13 protein-coding genes are annotated in these 18,823 nt (G+C 66.7%); 4 read left to right on the top strand and 9 right to left on the bottom strand.

Annotation, left to right across the window (positions count from 1 at the left end; genetic code table 11):
- Positions 1–3 precede the first annotated feature (3 nt).
- The gene (locus tag HF690_RS04590) at positions 4–2,979 is read left to right on the top strand and encodes a type 2 lanthipeptide synthetase LanM (protein WP_168608621.1); all 2,976 of its coding nucleotides are present in this window, start codon (positions 4–6) and stop codon (positions 2,977–2,979) included.
- Positions 2,980–3,023: 44 nt separating this feature from the next.
- Here HF690_RS04590 and HF690_RS04585 read toward each other — a convergent pair whose 3' ends face one another.
- On the bottom strand, positions 3,024–4,697 hold the full coding sequence (locus HF690_RS04585) for an APC family permease (RefSeq protein WP_168608620.1): 1,674 nt from the start codon (positions 4,695–4,697) through the stop codon (positions 3,024–3,026).
- Between the two features lie 239 nt (positions 4,698–4,936).
- On the opposite strand from HF690_RS04585, the gene HF690_RS15215 reads away from it, so the two are divergent.
- The gene (locus tag HF690_RS15215; protein WP_168608619.1) at positions 4,937–7,846 is read left to right on the top strand and encodes a diguanylate cyclase domain-containing protein; all 2,910 of its coding nucleotides are present in this window, start codon (positions 4,937–4,939) and stop codon (positions 7,844–7,846) included.
- 135 nt (positions 7,847–7,981) lie between these two features.
- Here the strand turns inward: HF690_RS15215 and HF690_RS04575 are convergent, their stop codons facing one another.
- Entirely contained in the window at positions 7,982–9,364 is a 1,383-nt protein-coding gene (locus HF690_RS04575; protein ID WP_168608618.1) for an L-serine ammonia-lyase, read from the bottom strand.
- A gap of 57 nt (positions 9,365–9,421) precedes the next feature.
- Here HF690_RS04575 and HF690_RS04570 point away from each other — a divergent pair, with 57 nt between their 5' ends.
- Positions 9,422–9,664, top strand: a complete 243-nt coding sequence (locus HF690_RS04570; RefSeq protein WP_168608617.1) for a glutaredoxin family protein — start codon at positions 9,422–9,424, stop codon at positions 9,662–9,664.
- Between the two features lie 63 nt (positions 9,665–9,727).
- Here HF690_RS04570 and HF690_RS04565 read toward each other — a convergent pair whose 3' ends face one another.
- Genes HF690_RS04565 through HF690_RS04540 form a run of 6 tightly spaced genes read right to left on the bottom strand, consistent with a single transcriptional unit; the run spans position 9,728 to position 14,623 of the window.
- Entirely contained in the window at positions 9,728–9,925 is a 198-nt protein-coding gene (locus HF690_RS04565) for a hypothetical protein (protein ID WP_168608616.1), read from the bottom strand.
- 44 nt (positions 9,926–9,969) lie between these two features.
- A complete protein-coding gene (locus HF690_RS04560; RefSeq protein ID WP_240151588.1) occupies positions 9,970–11,340 on the bottom strand; it encodes a GTP-binding protein in 1,371 nt (456 codons plus the stop codon).
- Positions 11,337–11,885, bottom strand: a complete 549-nt coding sequence (locus HF690_RS04555) for a YceI family protein (RefSeq protein WP_168608615.1) — start codon at positions 11,883–11,885, stop codon at positions 11,337–11,339. Before HF690_RS04555 ends, HF690_RS04560 begins: the two co-directional genes overlap by 4 nt.
- On the bottom strand, positions 11,882–12,472 hold the full coding sequence (locus HF690_RS04550) for a cytochrome b (RefSeq protein ID WP_168608614.1): 591 nt from the start codon (positions 12,470–12,472) through the stop codon (positions 11,882–11,884). The genes HF690_RS04555 and HF690_RS04550 overlap by 4 nt, the downstream gene beginning before the upstream one ends.
- Positions 12,456–13,151 carry a YceI family protein gene (locus tag HF690_RS04545; RefSeq protein WP_240151587.1) on the bottom strand — a complete coding sequence of 232 codons (696 nt, stop codon included), beginning with the start codon at positions 13,149–13,151 and terminating at the stop codon, positions 12,456–12,458. The genes HF690_RS04550 and HF690_RS04545 overlap by 17 nt, the downstream gene beginning before the upstream one ends.
- On the bottom strand, positions 13,148–14,623 hold the full coding sequence (locus tag HF690_RS04540; RefSeq protein ID WP_168608613.1) for a GTPase: 1,476 nt from the start codon (positions 14,621–14,623) through the stop codon (positions 13,148–13,150). Before HF690_RS04540 ends, HF690_RS04545 begins: the two co-directional genes overlap by 4 nt.
- Before the next feature lie 142 nt (positions 14,624–14,765).
- Here HF690_RS04540 and HF690_RS04535 point away from each other — a divergent pair, with 142 nt between their 5' ends.
- Positions 14,766–18,308 (top strand): ATP-binding protein, encoded by a 3,543-nt coding sequence (locus HF690_RS04535; protein ID WP_168608612.1) that lies wholly within the window; start codon positions 14,766–14,768, stop codon positions 18,306–18,308.
- 45 nt (positions 18,309–18,353) lie between these two features.
- On the opposite strand, the gene HF690_RS04530 is transcribed toward HF690_RS04535, so the two are convergent.
- Positions 18,354–18,776, bottom strand: a complete 423-nt coding sequence (locus HF690_RS04530; protein WP_168608611.1) for a DNA polymerase III subunit chi — start codon at positions 18,774–18,776, stop codon at positions 18,354–18,356.
- Positions 18,777–18,823: the final 47 nt, after the last annotated feature.

Below are 18,823 nucleotides of genomic sequence, written 5' to 3'. Positions count from 1 at the left end.
GTCGTGGCGTCATCTCAAGACGCCCCTGACTTCGACGCGGCCCTGGGTTGTCTGCTCCTTCCTGCATTGGAGGGGCTGGCAACCCAGGCCGCACGAATCCCAGGATTCGATCCCGAAGAACAGGAGGCCCTGCTTTCCGCAGCGCGCGAGTCGCTGCTGGCCACGTTGCATCGCAAGCTCGGGCGACTGTTGTTGCTGGAGTTGAATGCGGCGCGCGAGAACGGTCAGCTGCAGGGCGAGGACACGCAGCAGCGCTGGCAGGATTTTCTGCGCAAGGCTTCCCGGATCGAGTTCTGGGAAGACATGAATACACATTACCCGGGGCTGCGGCGACGTCTCGATGCGGTCATCGAGGGGCGCTGTCAGGCCGCGCTCGAACTGGCGCAGCGCTGGGTCAACGATCGCGAGCGACTGGCGTCGCTGTGTGGCGCGCCCGTCGGCCGTCTGCGGGAGGTCGGCCTCGGTGCCGGCGATACGCATCTTCAAGGTCGTAGCGTGGTGCTGCTGCGCTGCGATGCCGGACGCCTCATCTACAAGCCGCGTTCGTTGAACATCGATGCGGCGTTGCGGGCACTCGTCGACGACCTGAAGGTCGAGCATGACGAATCGAGCAGCATGCGCGTCCCCGAAGTGCATGCCGGGGAAGGCTATGGCTGGAGCGCATGCGTCGAGCATCGCTATGCGTCCGGCGACGACGAGTTGCGCGCGTTCTATCGCGGTCTCGGCCACTGGCTGGCGGTGATGCGCCTGCTGGGTGGCACGGACATGCATGCGGAGAACATGATCGCGTGCGGCCCGAGTCCGGTCGTCATCGATTGCGAGACGCTCTTCACTCCGCCGCCGCCGCCTCGTGATTCGGGGTTCGGCGCGGCGATGGATCGGGCGGTCGAACGCATTGCCGGCACGACGATGGGGGTCGGCATCCTGCCCGGTCGAGGCGCAGGACTGGGCTGGAAAGGCGTGGACACCTCGGCGGCGGGCTCGCTGCCCGGGCAGCAGCCGCGCATGCTGCAACCGGACATCGTCGACGCGGGCACCGACCGTGCGCGCCTGGGCGAAGTCTGGGTCGAGGTGCCCGTGGCGCAGAATCATCCAAGCCCCGAACCGGCCCTGGCTCAGTACTGGCCGCATGTGCTGGAGGCCTTCGACGGCATGACGGCCACGCTGCGTCGACTCGATGCCGAGGGTCGTCTGCGGCCCCTGCTCGAACCGTTCCTGGACTGCCGTGTGCGCATCGTGACGCGCGCGACCGAGGTGTATGCGCAACTGGCGCGCATGCTGTGGCATCCGGTGTCGCTGCATCGCGAGGCGCCGGCGCGCGAACGCGCGCGGGATCTACTCAAGCGCATGGCCGACAACGTGGCCTCCGCGCCGGGGCAGGCGGATGTGATCGAGGCCGAGATCGACGATCTCGAAGAAGGCGACATTCCCTATTTTGCGACCTGCGTGCGCGACGGCCGCATCGTTGGACCGCGCGGTACGCGCTGGCGCGATACCGGACCGCGTATCGAGGCGGCGTTGGCGCACTGGCGTGCCATGGACATGCCGTTGGAGCGTCAGGTGATCCGCTCCGCGCTGGTCAGCGCCTACGTCAACGACGGCTGGAGTCCCTCGCAGGTCTCGCTATGGCCGTCTCGGGAGGCCATTCGCCACGCCGATCTCGATGTTCGGCGGCGCGCGCAACTGGCCGATATCATGCAGCGTCTGCGCGCCACCGCGATCGAGAGCGACGACGGCAGCGTGGCCTGGATCGCGCCCTCGTTCGATCCGGCGACGGGCTGGTCGGTACGCCCGCTGGGGCCGGATCTGTACGGCGGCATGTCCGGTGTGGCGATTCTGGTGGCAGGCTATCTGCGCGAGATGCGCGCCGGGCGGGTCGATTTCGTCGAGGGACTTGAGACGCTGCGTGCGCGGATTGTCCACACGCTCGATCTGGGCGAGGCGCGCAATGCGCGCGTTCGCGCGGAAGGAGCGAAGATGCGGCCGGCGTCCTTGGGTGCCTATTTCGGTCTGGCTTCGCAGGTCTGGGCGCGTCTTTTGCTGCAGCGCTGGGGCTTAGGCAGCGAGGTCAGCCTGGAGCGCGCCTGTCGGCTTGCCGACGGCATGGTCGAGGCCGCTGCGGCTGCGCCGGAGTCGCACGATGTGCTGACGGGACGTGCGGGCGCGATTCCTGTTCTGCTGGCGCTGGCCGAGTGCACCGGTCATGAATGCTATGCCGCGCAGGCCGTGGATTTGGGCAACGAGCTCTGCGCGCTGGCCCTTCGAGAGGGCGGCCGGGCGCACTGGAAGAATCCGATGTGGCCCGACGGTATCGGCGGTTTCGCGCATGGGGTGACCGGCGTGGCGTGGGCGCTCGAGCAACTGGCGCGCGCTACGGGAAGCTCCGTTTATCGCGATACGGCGTTGGAGGCTTTCGCCTTCGAGGATGCGCTTTACGATTCCGAGGAGCGTAACTGGCTCGACCTGCGCAAGATTGAGGATTTCCGCAGTGCGGCGGCCTGGTGTCATGGCTCCGTCGGTATCGGTCTGGCGCATGCGCACCTGGATGCGACGATGCAGGATGGCCGCACGCGAAGCATCCTGCGACGCGCGGCTGCGGCGACGTGGCGGCTGGGGCTGGGCTGGAATCATTGCCTGTGCCACGGAGATGCCGGTTCCTGGGAGCTGCTCAGGGCCGCGATTCGCGCTGATGAAGGGCCGGATGGACTCTCGTTGGCGTCGCTCGATGCGGCGCTGCTCACCAGCGTCGAGGATCACGGCGTCTCCTGCGGCATGACCCGCGATACGTTCTCACCGGGACTGCTGCCGGGCGAGGGCGGTCTGGCCTGGCAACTGTTGCGCATGCATCCGGAATGCGACCTGCCGTCGCTGCTGATGCCGGGCGATGGCGTATTCGGCGCACAGGGCCAACCGATGTCCTCTACGAGGACAGCCGCGAGGAATGCAAGGGGACGGGCCGCGCAAACGGAGACAACCTGACGCGACGACCGACGTCGCGTCAGGTTGCAGAAACGCTCTTCCGATCAGTGCTTGTGCGCGACGATGGCTTCGGCCTCGTCTTCCTCCGGCGGCACCAGGATGGCGTCCGGATGCTCGTGCGCCTCGATGCGGATGGCTTCCACGGAAGGCGTGCGCCAACCGGACTTCACGCCCCACAGGAAGAACACCAGGCCGATGACGGCGACCACGGCGAGATCCCAGCCGTAGGGGATGTAGTTCCGGCCGCCGAACTGGGTGCTGCCGAGGTAGGACACCACGGCCAGGGAGATCAGGTAACCGACCAGCCACCAGGCGCCCTTCATCTGTCGTCCGAAATCGTGCCAGCCGTGCTTGTGCTGGTAGTACAGATACAGCGGCAGCGCAGCCACGATCAGCAGGATGATCTGGCCGGTCAGCGGCCACTTGGCCCAGTACAGCAGTTCGGCGGACATGATGAAGGCGATGCCGGCGATGATCGAAAGGCCGTGCAGGCGGAACGGGCGGTGCAATTCCGGCGCGGTGCGGCGCAGCGTCATCACGCTGACCGGACCGGTCAGGTAGGAAATGATCGTTGCCACCGAGATCACCGCCGCCAGCGAATCCCAGCCGCGGAAGAAGAACAGGAAGATGAAGGCCACCACCAGGTTCAGCCACATGGCCGGACGCGGCACGCCCCACTTGGGGTGGATGCGGCCGAAGATCTTCGGCAGCGTGCCGTTGCGCTCCATGCCGTAGATCATGCGCGCGGTGGAAGCGGTATACGTCATGCCGGTGCCGCTGGGGCTGACGAAGGCGTCGGCGAACAGCATCGTGGCCAGCCACTGCAGACCCAGGATCTTGGCCAGGTCGGCGAACGGCGAGCTGAGGTTGATGCCGTGCCAGCCGGCCTTGGCCAGCAGTTCGGACGGCACCGCGCCGATGTAGGCGACCTGCAGCAGCACGTAGATGATCGTGGCCAGGATGATCGCGCCGACGATGGCGAAGGGAATGCTGCGCCCCGGGTTGCGTGCTTCGCCGGCCAGGTTCACCGGGCTCTGGAAGCCGTTGAAGCTGAACACGATGCCGGCGGTGGCGACGGCGGTCAGGATGGCGGCGAAGTCGTTGGTGTGGGTGCCGCCGTGCACGCCCACGTTGAAGTTGGCGTGATCGAAACCGCTGGCGATCAGGGCGACGCCGGTGGCCACCGGAATGATCATCTTGACGATGGTGATGGCGCTGTTGGAACGCGCGAAGAGCTTCACGCTCCAGTAGTTCAGCAGGAAATACACCACGATCAGGATCGCCGTGAAGGTCAGGCCCAGGTGGCTGAGCGTGTCCGTGTGCGCGTTGTACAGGTCGTGGACCCAGTTTCCGACCCAGTCGCCGTCCCAGCCGGCCATGTACTGGATCGAGGCTTCGGCCTCGACCGGAATCACCGAGACGATGGCGATCCAGTTGGCCCAGGCGGCGATGAAGCCGACCAGTGAGCCGTGCGAGTAGTGGCCGTAGCGCACCATGCCGCCGGTTTCCGGAAACATCGCGCCCAGTTCGGCGTAGGTCAGGGCGATGGTCATGATGATCGCCGCGCCCAGCAGCCAGGCCCAGATGGCGCCGGGGCCGGCCAGCCTGGCGGCATTCCAGGCGCCGAACAGCCAGCCCGAGCCGATGATGGAACCCAGGCCGGTGAACATCAGCGCCCAGGGGCCGACGTCGCGGCGGATCGAGGAGTCTTGGGTCATGCGCGTTCCTTGGTTTCCGTCGCCGGGGCGATCGTGGGACACAAATCGAGCCATTCTTCCAGAGACTCGGCCATCTGTCCCGTGCCGCAGGTCATGGCAAGCACCGGCTCGCGATAGGCGGGACCCGTTCGCATCGGGCACAATGACGTCCGGGCGACAGTATCGGGAACGGATACCGTCACTTCGCCGACGACAGCGGCGGAATGAGGGTTTCGTACATGCGGTGGCGATGGCGCCGAGTGCGCTCGAATAGCATCGGGCATTCGTCCGGACGTTGGGTCTGGTTGCATCCGGGTCTGCTGGGTGGCTCGCTGCTGGCGGTCTTTCTGGCCGTGCCCGGGGTGTGCGCCGCAAGCGGCGAAACGCGCATTGTCGCGATGCAATCCTTCACGCGGGAACAGGGGTTGCGCAGTCTGGCGGCCAATGTGCTGCTGCGCGATCGCCAGGGCGTGCTGTGGGTCGGTACCGACAAAGGACTGTATCGCTACGATGGGCGCGAATTCGTGCCTGTCGAGGACGGCGTGCGCGCGCCCTTGCGCGTGAATGACCTGTATCAGGCGAATGACGGGCGCATCTGGATCGGCGCATCGCAAGGCCTGTATGTCTGGCGTGACGGCCGGGTCGAAGCCGTGGCCGATGTGCCCGTCGACGATTTGCGCCGGATTGCCGGCGATGGCGCGCAGGGCGTTTATGTTCGGCATCAGCGTCGTCTGGTACACGTCGAGGCCAGTGGGCGCGTGCAGCCGGTGGCGTGGCCGAGGGCTCTGCGTCCGGGCGTGCTGACCGATGGGCCGGTGCTGTGGCTGCATGGTCGTCTGTGGACGACTTGCGGGCCGCAGTTGTGCACGCGAACCGCAGACGGCGAGCAGTCGGTCTGGGGTGTCGACAATGGCGTGCCCGCGGATCAGTGGATCACATTCCATCGCGACGATCATGGCGAGTTGTGGGTCGGCGGCATGCACCATCTGCTGCGCCTGACGGCCGGCAGCGACCGCTTCCGGGCCATCGACAGCACGGACCCGGTCGAGGTGATCGACAACGACAGTCAGGGCCGTGTACTGGCGGGGACGGCCGGTCACATCAGCCGCTGGGACGGGAAAGGCTGGACGCAATTCGCGGACGACCGTCGGCTGCAATCGGCGCAGATCCGCGATCTGGTGTTCGATCCCTCCGGGGCGGTATGGCTGGCCACGGGCGGGCGCGGCGTACTGCGCTGGCGCGGGTATGGGCGATTCCAGAACTGGCTGGGTGCGCAGGGCCTGGACAGCGCGCCGACCTGGGCCATCGCGCGCGATGGTGACGGGCGACTCTGGCTGGGCAATCAACGCCATGGGAACTTGCTCGAGCCCGGTGCCACGCGACTCACGCCGTGGCCCAGTGCGCTGCGCCGGCGCGACTGGGTCGACGCCATTGCGCTGCTGCCGCAGGGGCGGCGCATGTGGATCCTGTTCAATCGGGGCATCGTGGTGCGCTACGACCTGGACACGAAGCGCGCGCAGCAAGTCGTTCGGAATGCGGGCTGGGCGAAGTTCGCCCTGTTCGATGCGCAGGGACGTCTCTGGTTCGGCACGCACGGCAGCCTGTGGCGGATCGACGACGTGGATGCACCGCAGCCGCAGGTGCGGCGCGAGGAGACCGGTCTGCCCGAGGACACCCGCTACATGGGGGCGGCGAGCGCCACGGGCGGTGGTCTGTGGTTCGCCACCAGCCGGGGTCTGCTGCGTTTCCGGCAGGGACGGTTCGAGCGCATGCGCACGGTGACGCCCATGCCCGAAGGGGGCTTCGCGGATGTGGCGCGGACGGGCGATGGCCGTCTGTGGCTGGCGCCGGTGGCGGGCGGCTTGTACTGGACGCATCCCGACAGGCCGGGCGCATTGCATCTGCACAGTGTGAACGATGCATTGCTGCAGCACAGCCTGGTGTATTCGCTGGCGGTGGATCGTTCCGGTCAGTTGTGGGTGTCCAGCGCGGACGGCCTGGATCGCTACGATGGCCGTGACTGGCGACGCTACGATCGCAACGACGGCCTGGTCTGGGACGACATGTCGGCGCATGCGTTCCACCAGGATCGCGACGGTTCGATCTGGTTCGGTACCAGTGGCGGTGTTTCGCATCTGCTGCATCCGCAGCGCAGGCATCGCGTCATGCTTCGCGCACCGTCGGCACTGCAGGTGCAGTACGGGTCGCAGCGTCTGGTGCCGGGACAGTCCGGTTCGTGGCCATGGAGTCGCCAGGCGCTGACCATAGCGCTGGCGACCACGAGCGACGTGCATGCGGGAGCGGCTCGTATCGAATACCGACTGCTGTCGAGTGATGAAGAAGCCGATGCCCGCGCGTGGGATACCTCGGTTTCGCGCCAATTGCGCTACGCGGCGCTGGCGCCCGGCCGGTATCGCTTCCAGGCACGCGTGGCCGACCCAGGTCTGCGCCTGCTCTCACCGACATGGTCGTTCGATTTTGTCATTGTGCCGCCTTGGTGGCGCACGGGATGGGCGCGTGCGGGCTACGTGCTGCTGGCGTTGATCACGCTGTTGCTGACCTGGCGTCTGCGCAACGCGCAACTGTTGCGGCGTCAGCGGCAACTGGAGCGCATGGTGGCCGATCGCACCGCTGAACTCGAAGCCGACAAGCGTGAGTTGGAGGCGGCTCGTCTGGCGCTGCAGCACGAGGCCAGCCACGATGCGCTGACCGGTCTGCTCAACCGCGGCGCGGTGGTCGATATTCTGGTCGAGGCGCTGCTGAGCATGCATGAAGACGGGCGGCCATTGGCTGTGGTGCTGTTCGATCTGGATCACTTCAAGCAGATCAACGACACGTATGGACATTTGACCGGCGATGCGGTGTTGGTCCAATGCGCGCAGCGACTGCGTCGACTGGCTCCGGACGAAGCGTCATTGGGGCGTTACGGCGGCGAGGAGCTGCTGGCGGTATGGCCGGGTTTGAGCAGCGATGGCGAACTGGCGCCCCGCTTCGCGACGCTGCTGGAGGGGTGCTACACCGATGGCGATCGGCAACTGCGCGCGACCTGTTCCATTGGCGTCGCCTGGGCGCGCCATGGCGACGACGTCGGAACCCTGCTGCGCCGCGCCGACGCCGCGCTGTATCGCGCCAAGCGCTCCGGCCGGGCGCGGGTCGAGCGTGCCGACTAGCTCAAGTGGGCGTTGACGACGTTCGGCGGCATGGGCGGATTCCGGTCGTCGCGTGAGGTCGTACACGTGAGGTCGTAGCGGTATCGCGCGGACCAGTCATGAAAGAGAGAGCGGGAGGTGTGCCCGTTCTCGTCGTCAACACTCGATGACGTTGACGGCCAGACCGCCGCGCGAGGTTTCCTTGTACTTGTCCTTCATGTCGCGGCCGGTGTCGCGCATGGTGCGGATCACCTTGTCCAGCGACACGCGGTGTTTGCCGTCGCTACGCAGCGCCATGCGGCTGGCGTTGATTGCCTTCACCGAGGCCATGGCGTTGCGCTCGATGCAGGGGATCTGCACCAGCCCGCCGATCGGGTCGCAGGTCAGGCCGAGATTGTGCTCCATGCCGATCTCGGCGGCGTTCTCGACCTGGCTCGGCGTCGCGCCCAGCGCCGCCGCGAGGCCGCCGGCAGCCATCGAGCAAGCCACGCCGACTTCGCCCTGGCAGCCGACCTCGGCGCCGGAAATCGAGGCGTTCTCCTTGTACAGGATGCCGATGGCGCCCGCGGTGAGCAGGAATTCCAGCACGCCGTTCTCGTCCGAGCGCGGTTGGAAGCGGTCGTAGTAGTGCAGCACGGCGGGGATGATGCCGGCCGCGCCGTTGGTCGGCGCGGTGACGACGCGCCCACCCGCCGCGTTCTCCTCGTTCACCGCCAGCGCGTACAGATTCACCCAGTCGAGGATGCTCAGCGGGTCCTTCAGCGAGGCTTCCGGGCGGTCGCGCAGCTCGGCATACATGGCCGGTGCGCGGCGCGACACGTGCAGGCCGCCAGGCAGTTCGCCCGGCGAGCGCACGCCGCGCGCGACGCAGTCCTGCATGGCCTGCCAGATGGTCAGCAGACCCTCGCGGATCTCGGCCTCGCTGCGCCAGACCTTCTCGTTCTCCAGCATGATCGCAGCGATGGACATGTCGTGCTTGGCGCACAGCGCCAGCAGCTCGTCGCCGGTGTTGAACTCGTACGGCTGCGGCGTGGTGTCGGCGACGATGCGGTCTTCGGCGGCCTCGTCGTGGTTGACCACGAATCCGCCGCCGACGGAATAGTACTCGCGGCAGGCCAGCTCGTTGCCGTCGGCGTCGAAGGCCTTGAAGCGCATGCCGTTGGTGTGGAACGGCAGTTTCTGGCGCTTGTTGAACACCAGGTCGCGCTTTTCGTTGAACTCGATTTCGTGGGTGCCGAGCAGGCGGATGTGGCCGCTTCCGCGGATGCGGTCGAGAATGCCCGGGATGGCGTCAGGGTCGACGCGGTCCGGCCACTCGCCCTCGAAGCCCAGTAGCACTGCCTTGTCGGTACCGTGGCCGCGGCCGGTCATGGCCAGCGAGCCGTGCAGTTCGCAGCGCACGCGCGCGACCTTGTCGAGCAGGCCGTGATCGCGCAGCCAGTGCTCGCCGAAACGCGCGGCGGCGCGCATCGGCCCCACGGTATGCGAAGAGGACGGCCCGATGCCGATCTTGAACAGGTCGAAAATGCTGACAGCCATGCGTGCGGTCCGGCGGGTTCGCTAAAATAGGGATTGTACGAGCACTACCGGCCTCGAATGAACCGTTCTCCCGAACTGATTCTCTACCAGCGTGACGACTGCCACCTCTGCGACCAGGCGCTGGAGGTGATGGCGGCGGCGCGCGCGCCCGATTTCGTCAGCCTTTGGGTGGACGACGACGCGGCGCTGGAGGCGCGCTACGGCACGCGTGTGCCGGTGCTGCGTCATGCCAGCAGCGGGCGGGAGCTGGACTGGCCGTTCGATGCCGTTGCCGTTGAGAACCTGGTTGCCGGAAAGTGACTCCGTAGCGCTTGCCCGGCGTGTCGCGCGAAGCCCGTACGGCTTGACGGCAGGTGGAAGCACCTACAACCGTTTGCCACGCTTGTGCTTTTCGCAGTTCGGCTGAGGGCAGGTCTGCCCTTGTTCCAGCGACGAATAGTGCAGGCAAGTGGCGACGTCGCAACCCGGTGGCTGCGGAATGTCCGTCTCCAGGTTTCCGCGCTGGACACGTTCGCGGATGCCCTTGCTCTTGATCTGGTCGGAGATCGATGTGCCGGTCATCGGAGATGATTTCCTTGTCTGTGTCGCGTGATGGGCGGTGTCCTTCAGGATCTTGTTTTCCCGCGTTGCTTCAGTCGCTTGAGGATTTCCTCGCGTGCCTCGCGCAGGATCGAGTCGCGATCCAGTGTGCCGACGATGTCGGCGACGGCGCGCTTGGCGCCGTGTTCCCCCCAGTTCTTGCCGTTGACCAGATACTGCTCGGCAGCGCGGCCGATCAGCACGGTGGCATACCACGCCAGTGCGCCCTGGGCGGCGGCCGTGACCACGGTCGACAGTCCCGCGCTGAGGCCCTTGAGCGCTGAAGAAACCAGCTGCACGCCCCAGATCGCGCCCATCAGCGCCGCCAGTTGCGCGCAGATGGTGGCGACCAGCCGGCCCGATTCGCGGCGCGTGAGCGGCAGGCCGTAGACGCGCGAGAGCTGCACGACCATCGCAGCGTCCAGGCCTGCGGCGGCAAGCAGATCGGCGACCGGAATCGGGTTCAGCGCCACCGCCACGCCCTTGGCGATGCAGTACTGGCGAATCACGCGTGCCGCCAGCGCGCGGCGGGTTTCGGCGATGCGCGCGGTGAGCTGATCGCTGAGGCGCCCGGCGAACAGGCCGGCATTGATGGCCGATAGCGTTTTGCCCTCGCGCTCGGCGATGGAGACGAGACGTTCGCGCAAGGCGGCGACCTGTGGTGGACGCGATGCCTTGGTGACGTGTTCGTGTCCGTCGGTGTCGGTCTCGACGATGCGCTGCGGTGCGGGCAGCGCGGCCACGGGAATCACATCCTCGGCGCGCACCAGTCCGGCGGTCTTCGTGCGCAGGTGCTCGAGCAGGTCGCGAAGCTCGTCGTCGCCGTAGCGATCGGTCTTGTTCAGGGCCAGCAGCAGCGGGCGTTGCGTGCCGGCCAGCAACGTCAGTGCATCCAGTTCGTCCCGGGTGAGATCCGCATCGGCGACGAAGACCACCAGATCGCTGACTTCGGCCACGTCGAACGCCAGGCGCTCGCGTGTCTCACCGTCCAGTTCGTTGATGCCGGGCGTGTCGATCAGCACCAGGCCCGGCGCGGAAGCCTCGTCCAGCGGTGCGTGGGCAGCCTGGGTGGTGGTGCCATGCAGCACGCCGACGCGGAAGGCCTGGTGGCCGAGTAGGGCGTTGCCGAGTGCGGATTTGCCGGCGGACACGCGCCCGAACACGGCCACATGCAGTTCTCCGCGTTCGAGCTTGTCCAGCATGTGCTCGACGCGCTCGAATTCGTGCGCGAGTTCGGCGCGCACGGCATCGGGTACTCCGGGATCGTCGAGGAGCGTTCGCAGGCTGCTGGCGACGCGCGCATCGGCCTGCACGTCATCCGGGGAAGAGGGCGAACGCGCCGGATCGTCGCGATCCGCGCCATGCCACAGACTCCGGAGGCGATCGATCAGCTTCAAGAGCCGGCGTGCAGCAGCAGATGGGCGTGCACCGGGATCTTCTTGCTGATCGCATCCCAGTCCGCGCTGGCGCCCAACTTGAAGTCGAGACGGTTCAGCGTGGTATCCACGTCCAGCGTGGCGTCACCGCCGTTGGTCTTGAAGGTCACCTTCAGCGTGACCGGCCTCTTCACGCCGTGCAGGTCCAGGGTGCCGTCGGCCGTGACGTTTCCGTCGGCGGCGCGGTGAAAGGCCGTGGTGACGAAATGCGCCGTCGCGTAGTCGCCGGTGTCGAAGAAGTCGCTGCCGGTCAGGGTCTGGTCGCGCTCGGCGCTCTGCGTGTCGACGCTGGCCAGTTTTACCGTGACATCGAACTTCGCCGCGTCCAGATGCTGCGGGTCGTAGCGGATGGCGGCGTCGAATTGCTTGAACACGCCGTGGAAGGCGTCGCCCTGGTAGCTGCCGGAGAATCCGAGCGTGCTCCGGGCTGCGTCGACCTTCCAGTCTGCGGCGTGTGCGGTCAGCGGCAGGGTGGCGAGCAAAAACAGGGGGAGAAGGCGTTTCATGCGGACGAACTCCGTGATGCGCGACGACGGGATTTGCCACCGAATCCGGGCAACATACGGCGCAGAGTGTCGTCGCGGTCGATGAGATGGTGCTTGATGGCGGCGGCGGCATGCAGCGCGGCCAGCGCGATGAGCGCCCAGAACAGCACTTCGTGCAGTTCCTCGAACAGCTCGCGCAGATGCGGCGCGGCGCCGCCGGTCAGGCTCGGCATGCGCAGTACGCCCCACCAGAACAGCGGTCGCAGGCCGGTGGCCGAGTCGAACAGCCAGCCCGACAGCGGTACCGCGAACAGCAGCACGTACAGTGCCCAGTGCATGATCTCCGCGCCCAGATGCTGCCAGCGCGGCATCGGCACCGGCTTCGGGCGGCGGTCGAAGACGCGCCACAGCAGACGCAGCACGGCCAGCGCAAGAATCGTCAGGCCGATCGATTTGTGCAGGTTGTAGACGGCGAAGACGCTGGGTCGCTTGGGCAGTTCGACCATGACCAGGCCGAGCACGCCCTGGCCCAGGATCAGCAGCACGATCAGCCAGTGGAACAGCTGCGGCACGGCGCCCCAGCGGTCGGACTCATTGCGCAGTGGCATGGGACGTCTCCTGACGGTACTGGCGGCGTGCGTCGGTGTCGCGTTGTGCCTCGATCTCCAGCCGCACGGTGACCCGGCGGCCAATCGATCCGGGGTTGCGCGTGATGCCGAAATCGGTGCGGTCCAACTGGGCGCTGCCGGAGAAGCCGGCCACAGTCTTCATCTCGAAGATGGTCGCGCCGATGCGGTTGAGGCGGAACTGAATCTGCACGGGGCGGGTCACGCCGCGCAGGGTGAGTCGGCCATCGAGCAGGCCGGTGTCCGCGCCGGTCTTTTCGACCGAAGTGCTGACGAAATGGGCCGTGGGATGCGCCTTGGCATCGAGCAGGCTGGCTCCCTGAACAGTGCGGCTCCAGGCATCGTCGCCCATGTCGGCGCTGCCGACATCGATGTCCAGTTCGGTCTTTGCCGTGGACCAGTCGTCGGGATCGAAGCGCAGCCAGCCGCGTGCGATGTGCAGACGACCGATGGCATGCGAATAGCCGTTGTGGCTGACGCTGAAGAATATCTGTGAATGCACCGGGTCGAACCGGTACAGATGCGATGCGGCCTGTGCGCCGGCGGAAGTCAGCGCAAGCAGCAGGACACTGGCGAGGCGGAGGCGGATCGACATGGTGCGGTCAGTGTGGCGGATCGTTGCGGGGGCTTCCAGTACGCGCTTGGCGAACAGTACGTTCATTCGTTGGCGTCGTTGTCGCTGCGCGCGGCGTCGACGGTCAGCTTCGCCAGACGTTTCAGGCGCGCGTTGCCGGTTTCGCCCAGCCATTGCTTGAGCCGTGCATCGGCGGCATTCGCGTCCAGCGCGTGGCGTTCGGCCAGGGTGGCCGCGAGTGCCTTGCCGAGGCTGTCGAAGATCAGCGCATAGGCGAAGGCGTGCAGTACGCCACCACCCAGTGTGCCGAGGCCGGGGAAGGCCTTCAGCGCGTTGCCGGCAATGGCCAGCACCAGCGAGGCACTGGTGCGCACGGTCATGCGTGTGCGCTTGAGGAATGCCTCGATCTGCACGTCGCTGACGGCGACATCGTGGATGCGGCACAACTCGCGGACCAGTCCCGTCGCCAGTGCGCCCTGGATGATCAGGTCGCTGCCCGGCGCGACAGCGGCCATCGCGCCGATCACCGCGCGGCGTGCGTAGCGATGCACGGCATCCTCGGCCTGCCTGCCGCGCAGTGCGGCTTCCGCTTCGTGGACGTCGCGATCCACGCGCGCCAGCACGGCGCGCTCGCGTGCCGGTTCCAGGTGTTGCGCAGAACGGTGCAGCAGGTGTTCGAGGGTCTGTACGAGTTCATCGACGTCGACCGGTGCGCGGCGTTCGACGATTTCGCTGCCGCCGTCGACCAGCCGCCGTTCGAAGCGTTCGCTGCCGCCGGCGCGGATGGCGACCACCGCGTCGGCCTGCGGTGCGCGTCGGCGTAGCGAGGCCAGCACCTGCTCGCGTTCCTCGCGCGACAGCCGGTCGGTCTTGTTCAGGGCCAGCAGCAGCGGTTTGCCGAAATCGGCCAGCCAGGCCAGTTCCTCGCCCTGGCTCCGGTTGAGATCGCCATCGGTCAGGTAGATCACTACATGTGCGCGAAGCGCCTCGTCGCGGGCCATTGTTTCGCGGAGTTCGCCGCTGGTTTCGCGAGTGCCGGGTACATCGGCCAGCGTGACCCGCGAACCATCGGCGAGCACGGTGTCGACATGACGCACGCTGCGTGTGGTGCCGCCACGCACATCGGTGGCAAGCGCTGCATTCGGTGCGAGCGCAGCGATCAAGCTGGATTTTCCGGTGGAGATTTCGCCGAATACGGCCACGTAGAAGCGACCGCTGGCGCCGCGTGCATCCAGGTCGCGCAGTTCGGCGCGCAGGGATTCGGTTCCGGCGCCGTCGGTTTCGAGGCGGTCCAGTCGCGCGTCGAGATGTTCGCGCGTTGGCGCTTCGACGGTACGGGAGCGCCGCGGTCGCCGTCGGGGACGCAGCAGATTCCAGGCGATCAGGGTCGCCGCCACGGCGAACAGGGCCAGGGCGACGCCCAGCGTCCACTGCAGCCACGGCGGCAGGGCGAGGAAGCGCTGCGCCAGCAGCAACGCGCGTTCGGCCGCAGCCAGCAGCAGCCACAACAGGGCGGCACTGGCCAATGCCGCGAGTAGAAGGCGGAAACGGCGGTTCATGGAGACATGGTTGGCATTTGCCCTCGCTGGTGCAAGTGCGGATGGTGAGCGCGCGCGCCGGCATGCGGCGATGCCGTTTCAGCCGTTATCATCGCGCGGTGGTCCCATCGGGGACACGGGGATTCGCAAGGAGGGGATTTTGGTGATTCGAGCCGTGCTGTTCTGCGCCATTCTGATTTCTGCGTCGCTCATGGCGCCGTTTGCGCATGCCTCGCTGCCGCCGTCCACGGATGCGGCGAAGACCACGCGGATACGCCCGATTCCGACGCCCCAGTTCCGCTACTACGGTGTGGCCGACGGTTTGCCCAGCAGCTTCGTCTACACCATGGCGCAGGACGCGCGAGGCGTGATCTGGATGGGCACGAACAACGGACTGGTGCGGTTCGACAGCGCCCACTTCCGGGTTTTTCGGCACGACCCCCGCCAGGCGCATTCGCTGCCTGCCAACGATGTTTCCGCGTTGCTGGTCGATCATCGACAGCGGCTGTGGGTGGGGGGGGAGGGCACCGGCTTGAATCTCTATCGCCCCGCGACCGGCGATTTTCGAACCTGGCGGCACGAAGATGGCAACCCGGACAGCCTGGCCGGCGACGATGTCGGCGCTCTGGCCGAGGGCAAGGACGGTTCGATCTGGGTCAGCGTCTACACCAAGGGACTGGATCGTCTGCGCCCGGACGGGCACATCGAACATTTCCGTCATCGGAGTGGAGATCCGCAGAGTCTGGCCTCGGACATCGTGCTCTCTCTTCACGTGGCCGAGGATGGCTCCGTGCTGGTCGGTAGTTTGCGCGGCCTGGATCGTGTGCAGCCGAACGGGCGTATCGAGCACATTTCATTCATCGGGCTGAAGCAGGCTCCGCGCGTGTGGAGCATCGACAGGCACGGAAAGCAGTGCTACCTGTCCACCAGCAAGGGGCTGTTCGTGTTGGGCGGGGACGAGGAGGCACGGCCCGCGTACGTGGGCGTCACGCAACAGCATCCGATCTTCAGCATGACGGCCAGCGAGGACGGCAGTCTCTGGCTGGGCATGTCGGACGGCATGGTCTGGGTTGGCGCGAACGGGCGTCATCGTCGTTTTCCCTTGCATCAGGATGCGCCCGATACGGCGCCCGGCGCGCTTGTGTTGAAGATCATGGTGGATCAGGAGGGAGGGCTCTGGGCTGCCACGCGTGACAATGGCGTGGCCTATCTGGGGCCGAACTGGCGACAGTTTTCCGTATTCCGTCATCGACCGGGAAGCGCAGACAGCATTGCAACCAACCGGGTGATTTCACTGGGGCACTGGCAAGGCAGGCTGTTCGTCGGCGGCCAGGATGGGGTGTTGGATAGCATCGACCTGGCCACGGGCAAGGTGAAGCACTTCCGCACCGACCTGGGCCACGAGGGCGTGACGGGACTGGCCGATGCCGGGCATGACGCGCTGTGGCTCGGTCATACCAATGGGCTGTCCCTGTACCGGGGGGGACGCATGCATGCGGTGAATCCGAGCCGCATGCGCGACGGCGTCAATCGCATCGTGGTCGATGCCGGCGGCAACGCGTTCGTGAGCATGACATCCGGCGGTGTGGTGCGCGTGGACCGGACCACGCTGAAGGTCCGCGCGATCGGGACACGCGATGGCACCACGGCCGACCGTGACGTGACCAAACTGGCCTATCACGCGGGCCGGGTCTGGCGTTCGAGCATGGGGGGACTGGCTCGACTGAACGCTCGAGGCGATGAGTTCGTCGATGTTCCGGGTGTGGGGCCGGGACGCATCTTCAGCTTCGCATTCGGGGCCAAGGGTCTCTGGGTCGTGCGTCAGGACGCGCTCGAGCACTATCGGCTGGAGTCGGATGGCGATGCGATACGCGATGATGTGATCGGTCTGGCCGAGGGCTGGCCGGAGATCAGCGTCGTGGACATGGCGCGCGGTGCCGGCGGGCGCATATGGATGATCAGCCGTACCGGACTGTGGAGTTATTCGCCGGTATCAAGAACCTTTCATTCCTATGGCGTCGAGGACGGACTCCCGGATCCGGAATTCATTGCACGGCGTCTGCTGCATATGCCCGATGGAAGTCTGTTCGCGGGCACCATCCGCGGCGTGGTTGGCTGGAATCCGCGGGACATGCACGACAAGGCGCATGTCCCGCGTCTCATGCTGACGCGGATTACGGTCAAGCGTGACGGGCATCTGCACGCCATGCCCGTCGACGGGCACGCGCTGCATCTGCGCTGGAACGACCGCGAGCTGCACGTCGCGGTGCAGGCGTTGTCGTATCTCGATCCGTCGCGCAACCATTACCGTTTCCGTCTGCAGGGGCTGGATTCCGGATGGGTCGATACGGGCAATCGCGGCGAGCGCGATTTCACCGGACTCTCGCACGGGGATTACAAGCTGCACATCCAGGCTTCCGGTCCTGGAGATGTCTGGGCGGGATTGCCGCCCTTGTCGATCCAGGTCGATCGTCCGCCGTGGCTGACATGGTGGGCGTGGGCGATCTACGCGATGCTCGTCGTCCTGTTGTTCTACGCCGTGCTGCATCTTGTGCGACGGCGCATCGAGCAGCGTCATCGCATGCAGTTGGCCGAGCGCGAACGTGCCATGGCCGAGCAGGCCAGCGCCGCGAAGACCAGTTTCCTGGCCACGCTGGGACACGAGATTCGTACACCGATGACCGGTGTGCTGGGCATGGCCGAGCTGTTACTGCGTTCCCCGCTGCAAACGCGTCAGCGCGAATACGCCGAGGCCATCCAGCGCTCGGGCACATTGCTGTTGCGGCTGGTCAACGAGGCGCTCGACATGGCGCGCATCGAGGCCGGGCGGTTGGAGCTGGATGTCGCGGCGTTCGACCCGCGCGATGTGCTCGGCGATGTGCTGCAGCTGGAGCGTGCGGTGGCCGGCGACAAGGGGCTGACGCTGGCCTCGCGCATGGGCGAGAACGTGCCCGTGCAGGTGCGGGGCGACGCCTTGCGCATCAAGCAGATCCTGCTGAATCTGGTCAACAACGCCCTGAAGTTCACCGCGAGTGGCGGGGTCGAGCTGGCGATGGACTGGGTGAACAACGGTCTGGCCATCACGGTTTCCGATACAGGTCCCGGCATTTCCGACAAGGATCGCAAGCGCCTGTTCCAGCGTTACGAGCAGGCCGACAGTCCGCAGCGCAGTTCCGGGAGCGGGCTCGGGCTGGCGATCTGCCGGGAATTGACGCAGCTGATGGACGGACGCTGCGAACTGGTGGAATCCAGCGCGCGTGGCAGCACGTTCCGCGTATGGCTGCCGCTGCCCGTGGTCGAGGCCGAGCCGGTGGCGGCCGCGGACGAGACCACGGCCGGGGAGAGCTGGAATCTGCTGCTGATCGAAGATGACGCGACCGTTGCGGGCGTGATCCAGGGGTTGCTGGAGGCCTCCGGACACCGGGTGCGCCGAGCGCCGGACGGCCTGGCCGGCCTTGCCGAGCTCGAGAACGGCCGCTTCGACGCACTGCTGCTGGATCTGGATCTTCCCGGGCTGGACGGCTTCGGCGTGGCGCGGATGCTGCGTGATCGCGAGACCGACACGCGCCTGCCGATCATCGCCATCACGGCGCGTTCGGGTGGCGATGAGGAAGAGCGGGCGCGGGCTGCCGGCATGGACGGTTTCCTGCGCAAACCGGTCAGCGGCGCTCAGCTGCAGGCGGCGCTCGCGGCCTTGCTCGACTGAGGCTGGCGCCGATCGTCGGCCCGTGCCAGTCGCAGACGGGCCGTGCTACATGTCGTGCTTGCGCAGTTCGAAGCCCAGTCGCTGATATTCGCGCCAGCGTTCACGTGATCCGGTGCGCGCGTCCGGGTCGGCGGCCACCACTTCCAGCACGCGTTCGTAGCGGCCCGGCGGCACGGTGTCGCGCAGATTGATGACCAGCGGACGGTCGGCCGTCTCCTCGCCCGGCGGCACGATCAGCACGGCGGTGTTGGCATCGTCCTCGTCACCGGCCAGCTGATGCGGGATGAAGGCATCCTCGTCGAATTCCCACAGTGCGCCGTCCAGCGCCTCGGCTTGGGGGAAGTCGCGAGTCAGGATCAGCGTCGGCTGCTGCGCCGAATAGGCGTGCTGGGCGAGCTTGCACACCAGCAGCAGCGGATTCTCGCGGAATTGCGGCTTGTCGATCAGGTAAAAGTCGGCGCGCGGCATGATGGTCGGCGAGTGGCGGTGAGGACAGCGGTCGAGGATAACAGCGG

Source organism: Oleiagrimonas citrea, from assembly GCF_012395255.1.
Taxonomy (GTDB): domain Bacteria; phylum Pseudomonadota; class Gammaproteobacteria; order Xanthomonadales; family Rhodanobacteraceae; genus Oleiagrimonas; species Oleiagrimonas citrea.
The sequence above is the reverse complement of the archived record's forward strand: the minus strand, read 5'-3'. Positions and strand labels throughout refer to the sequence as shown.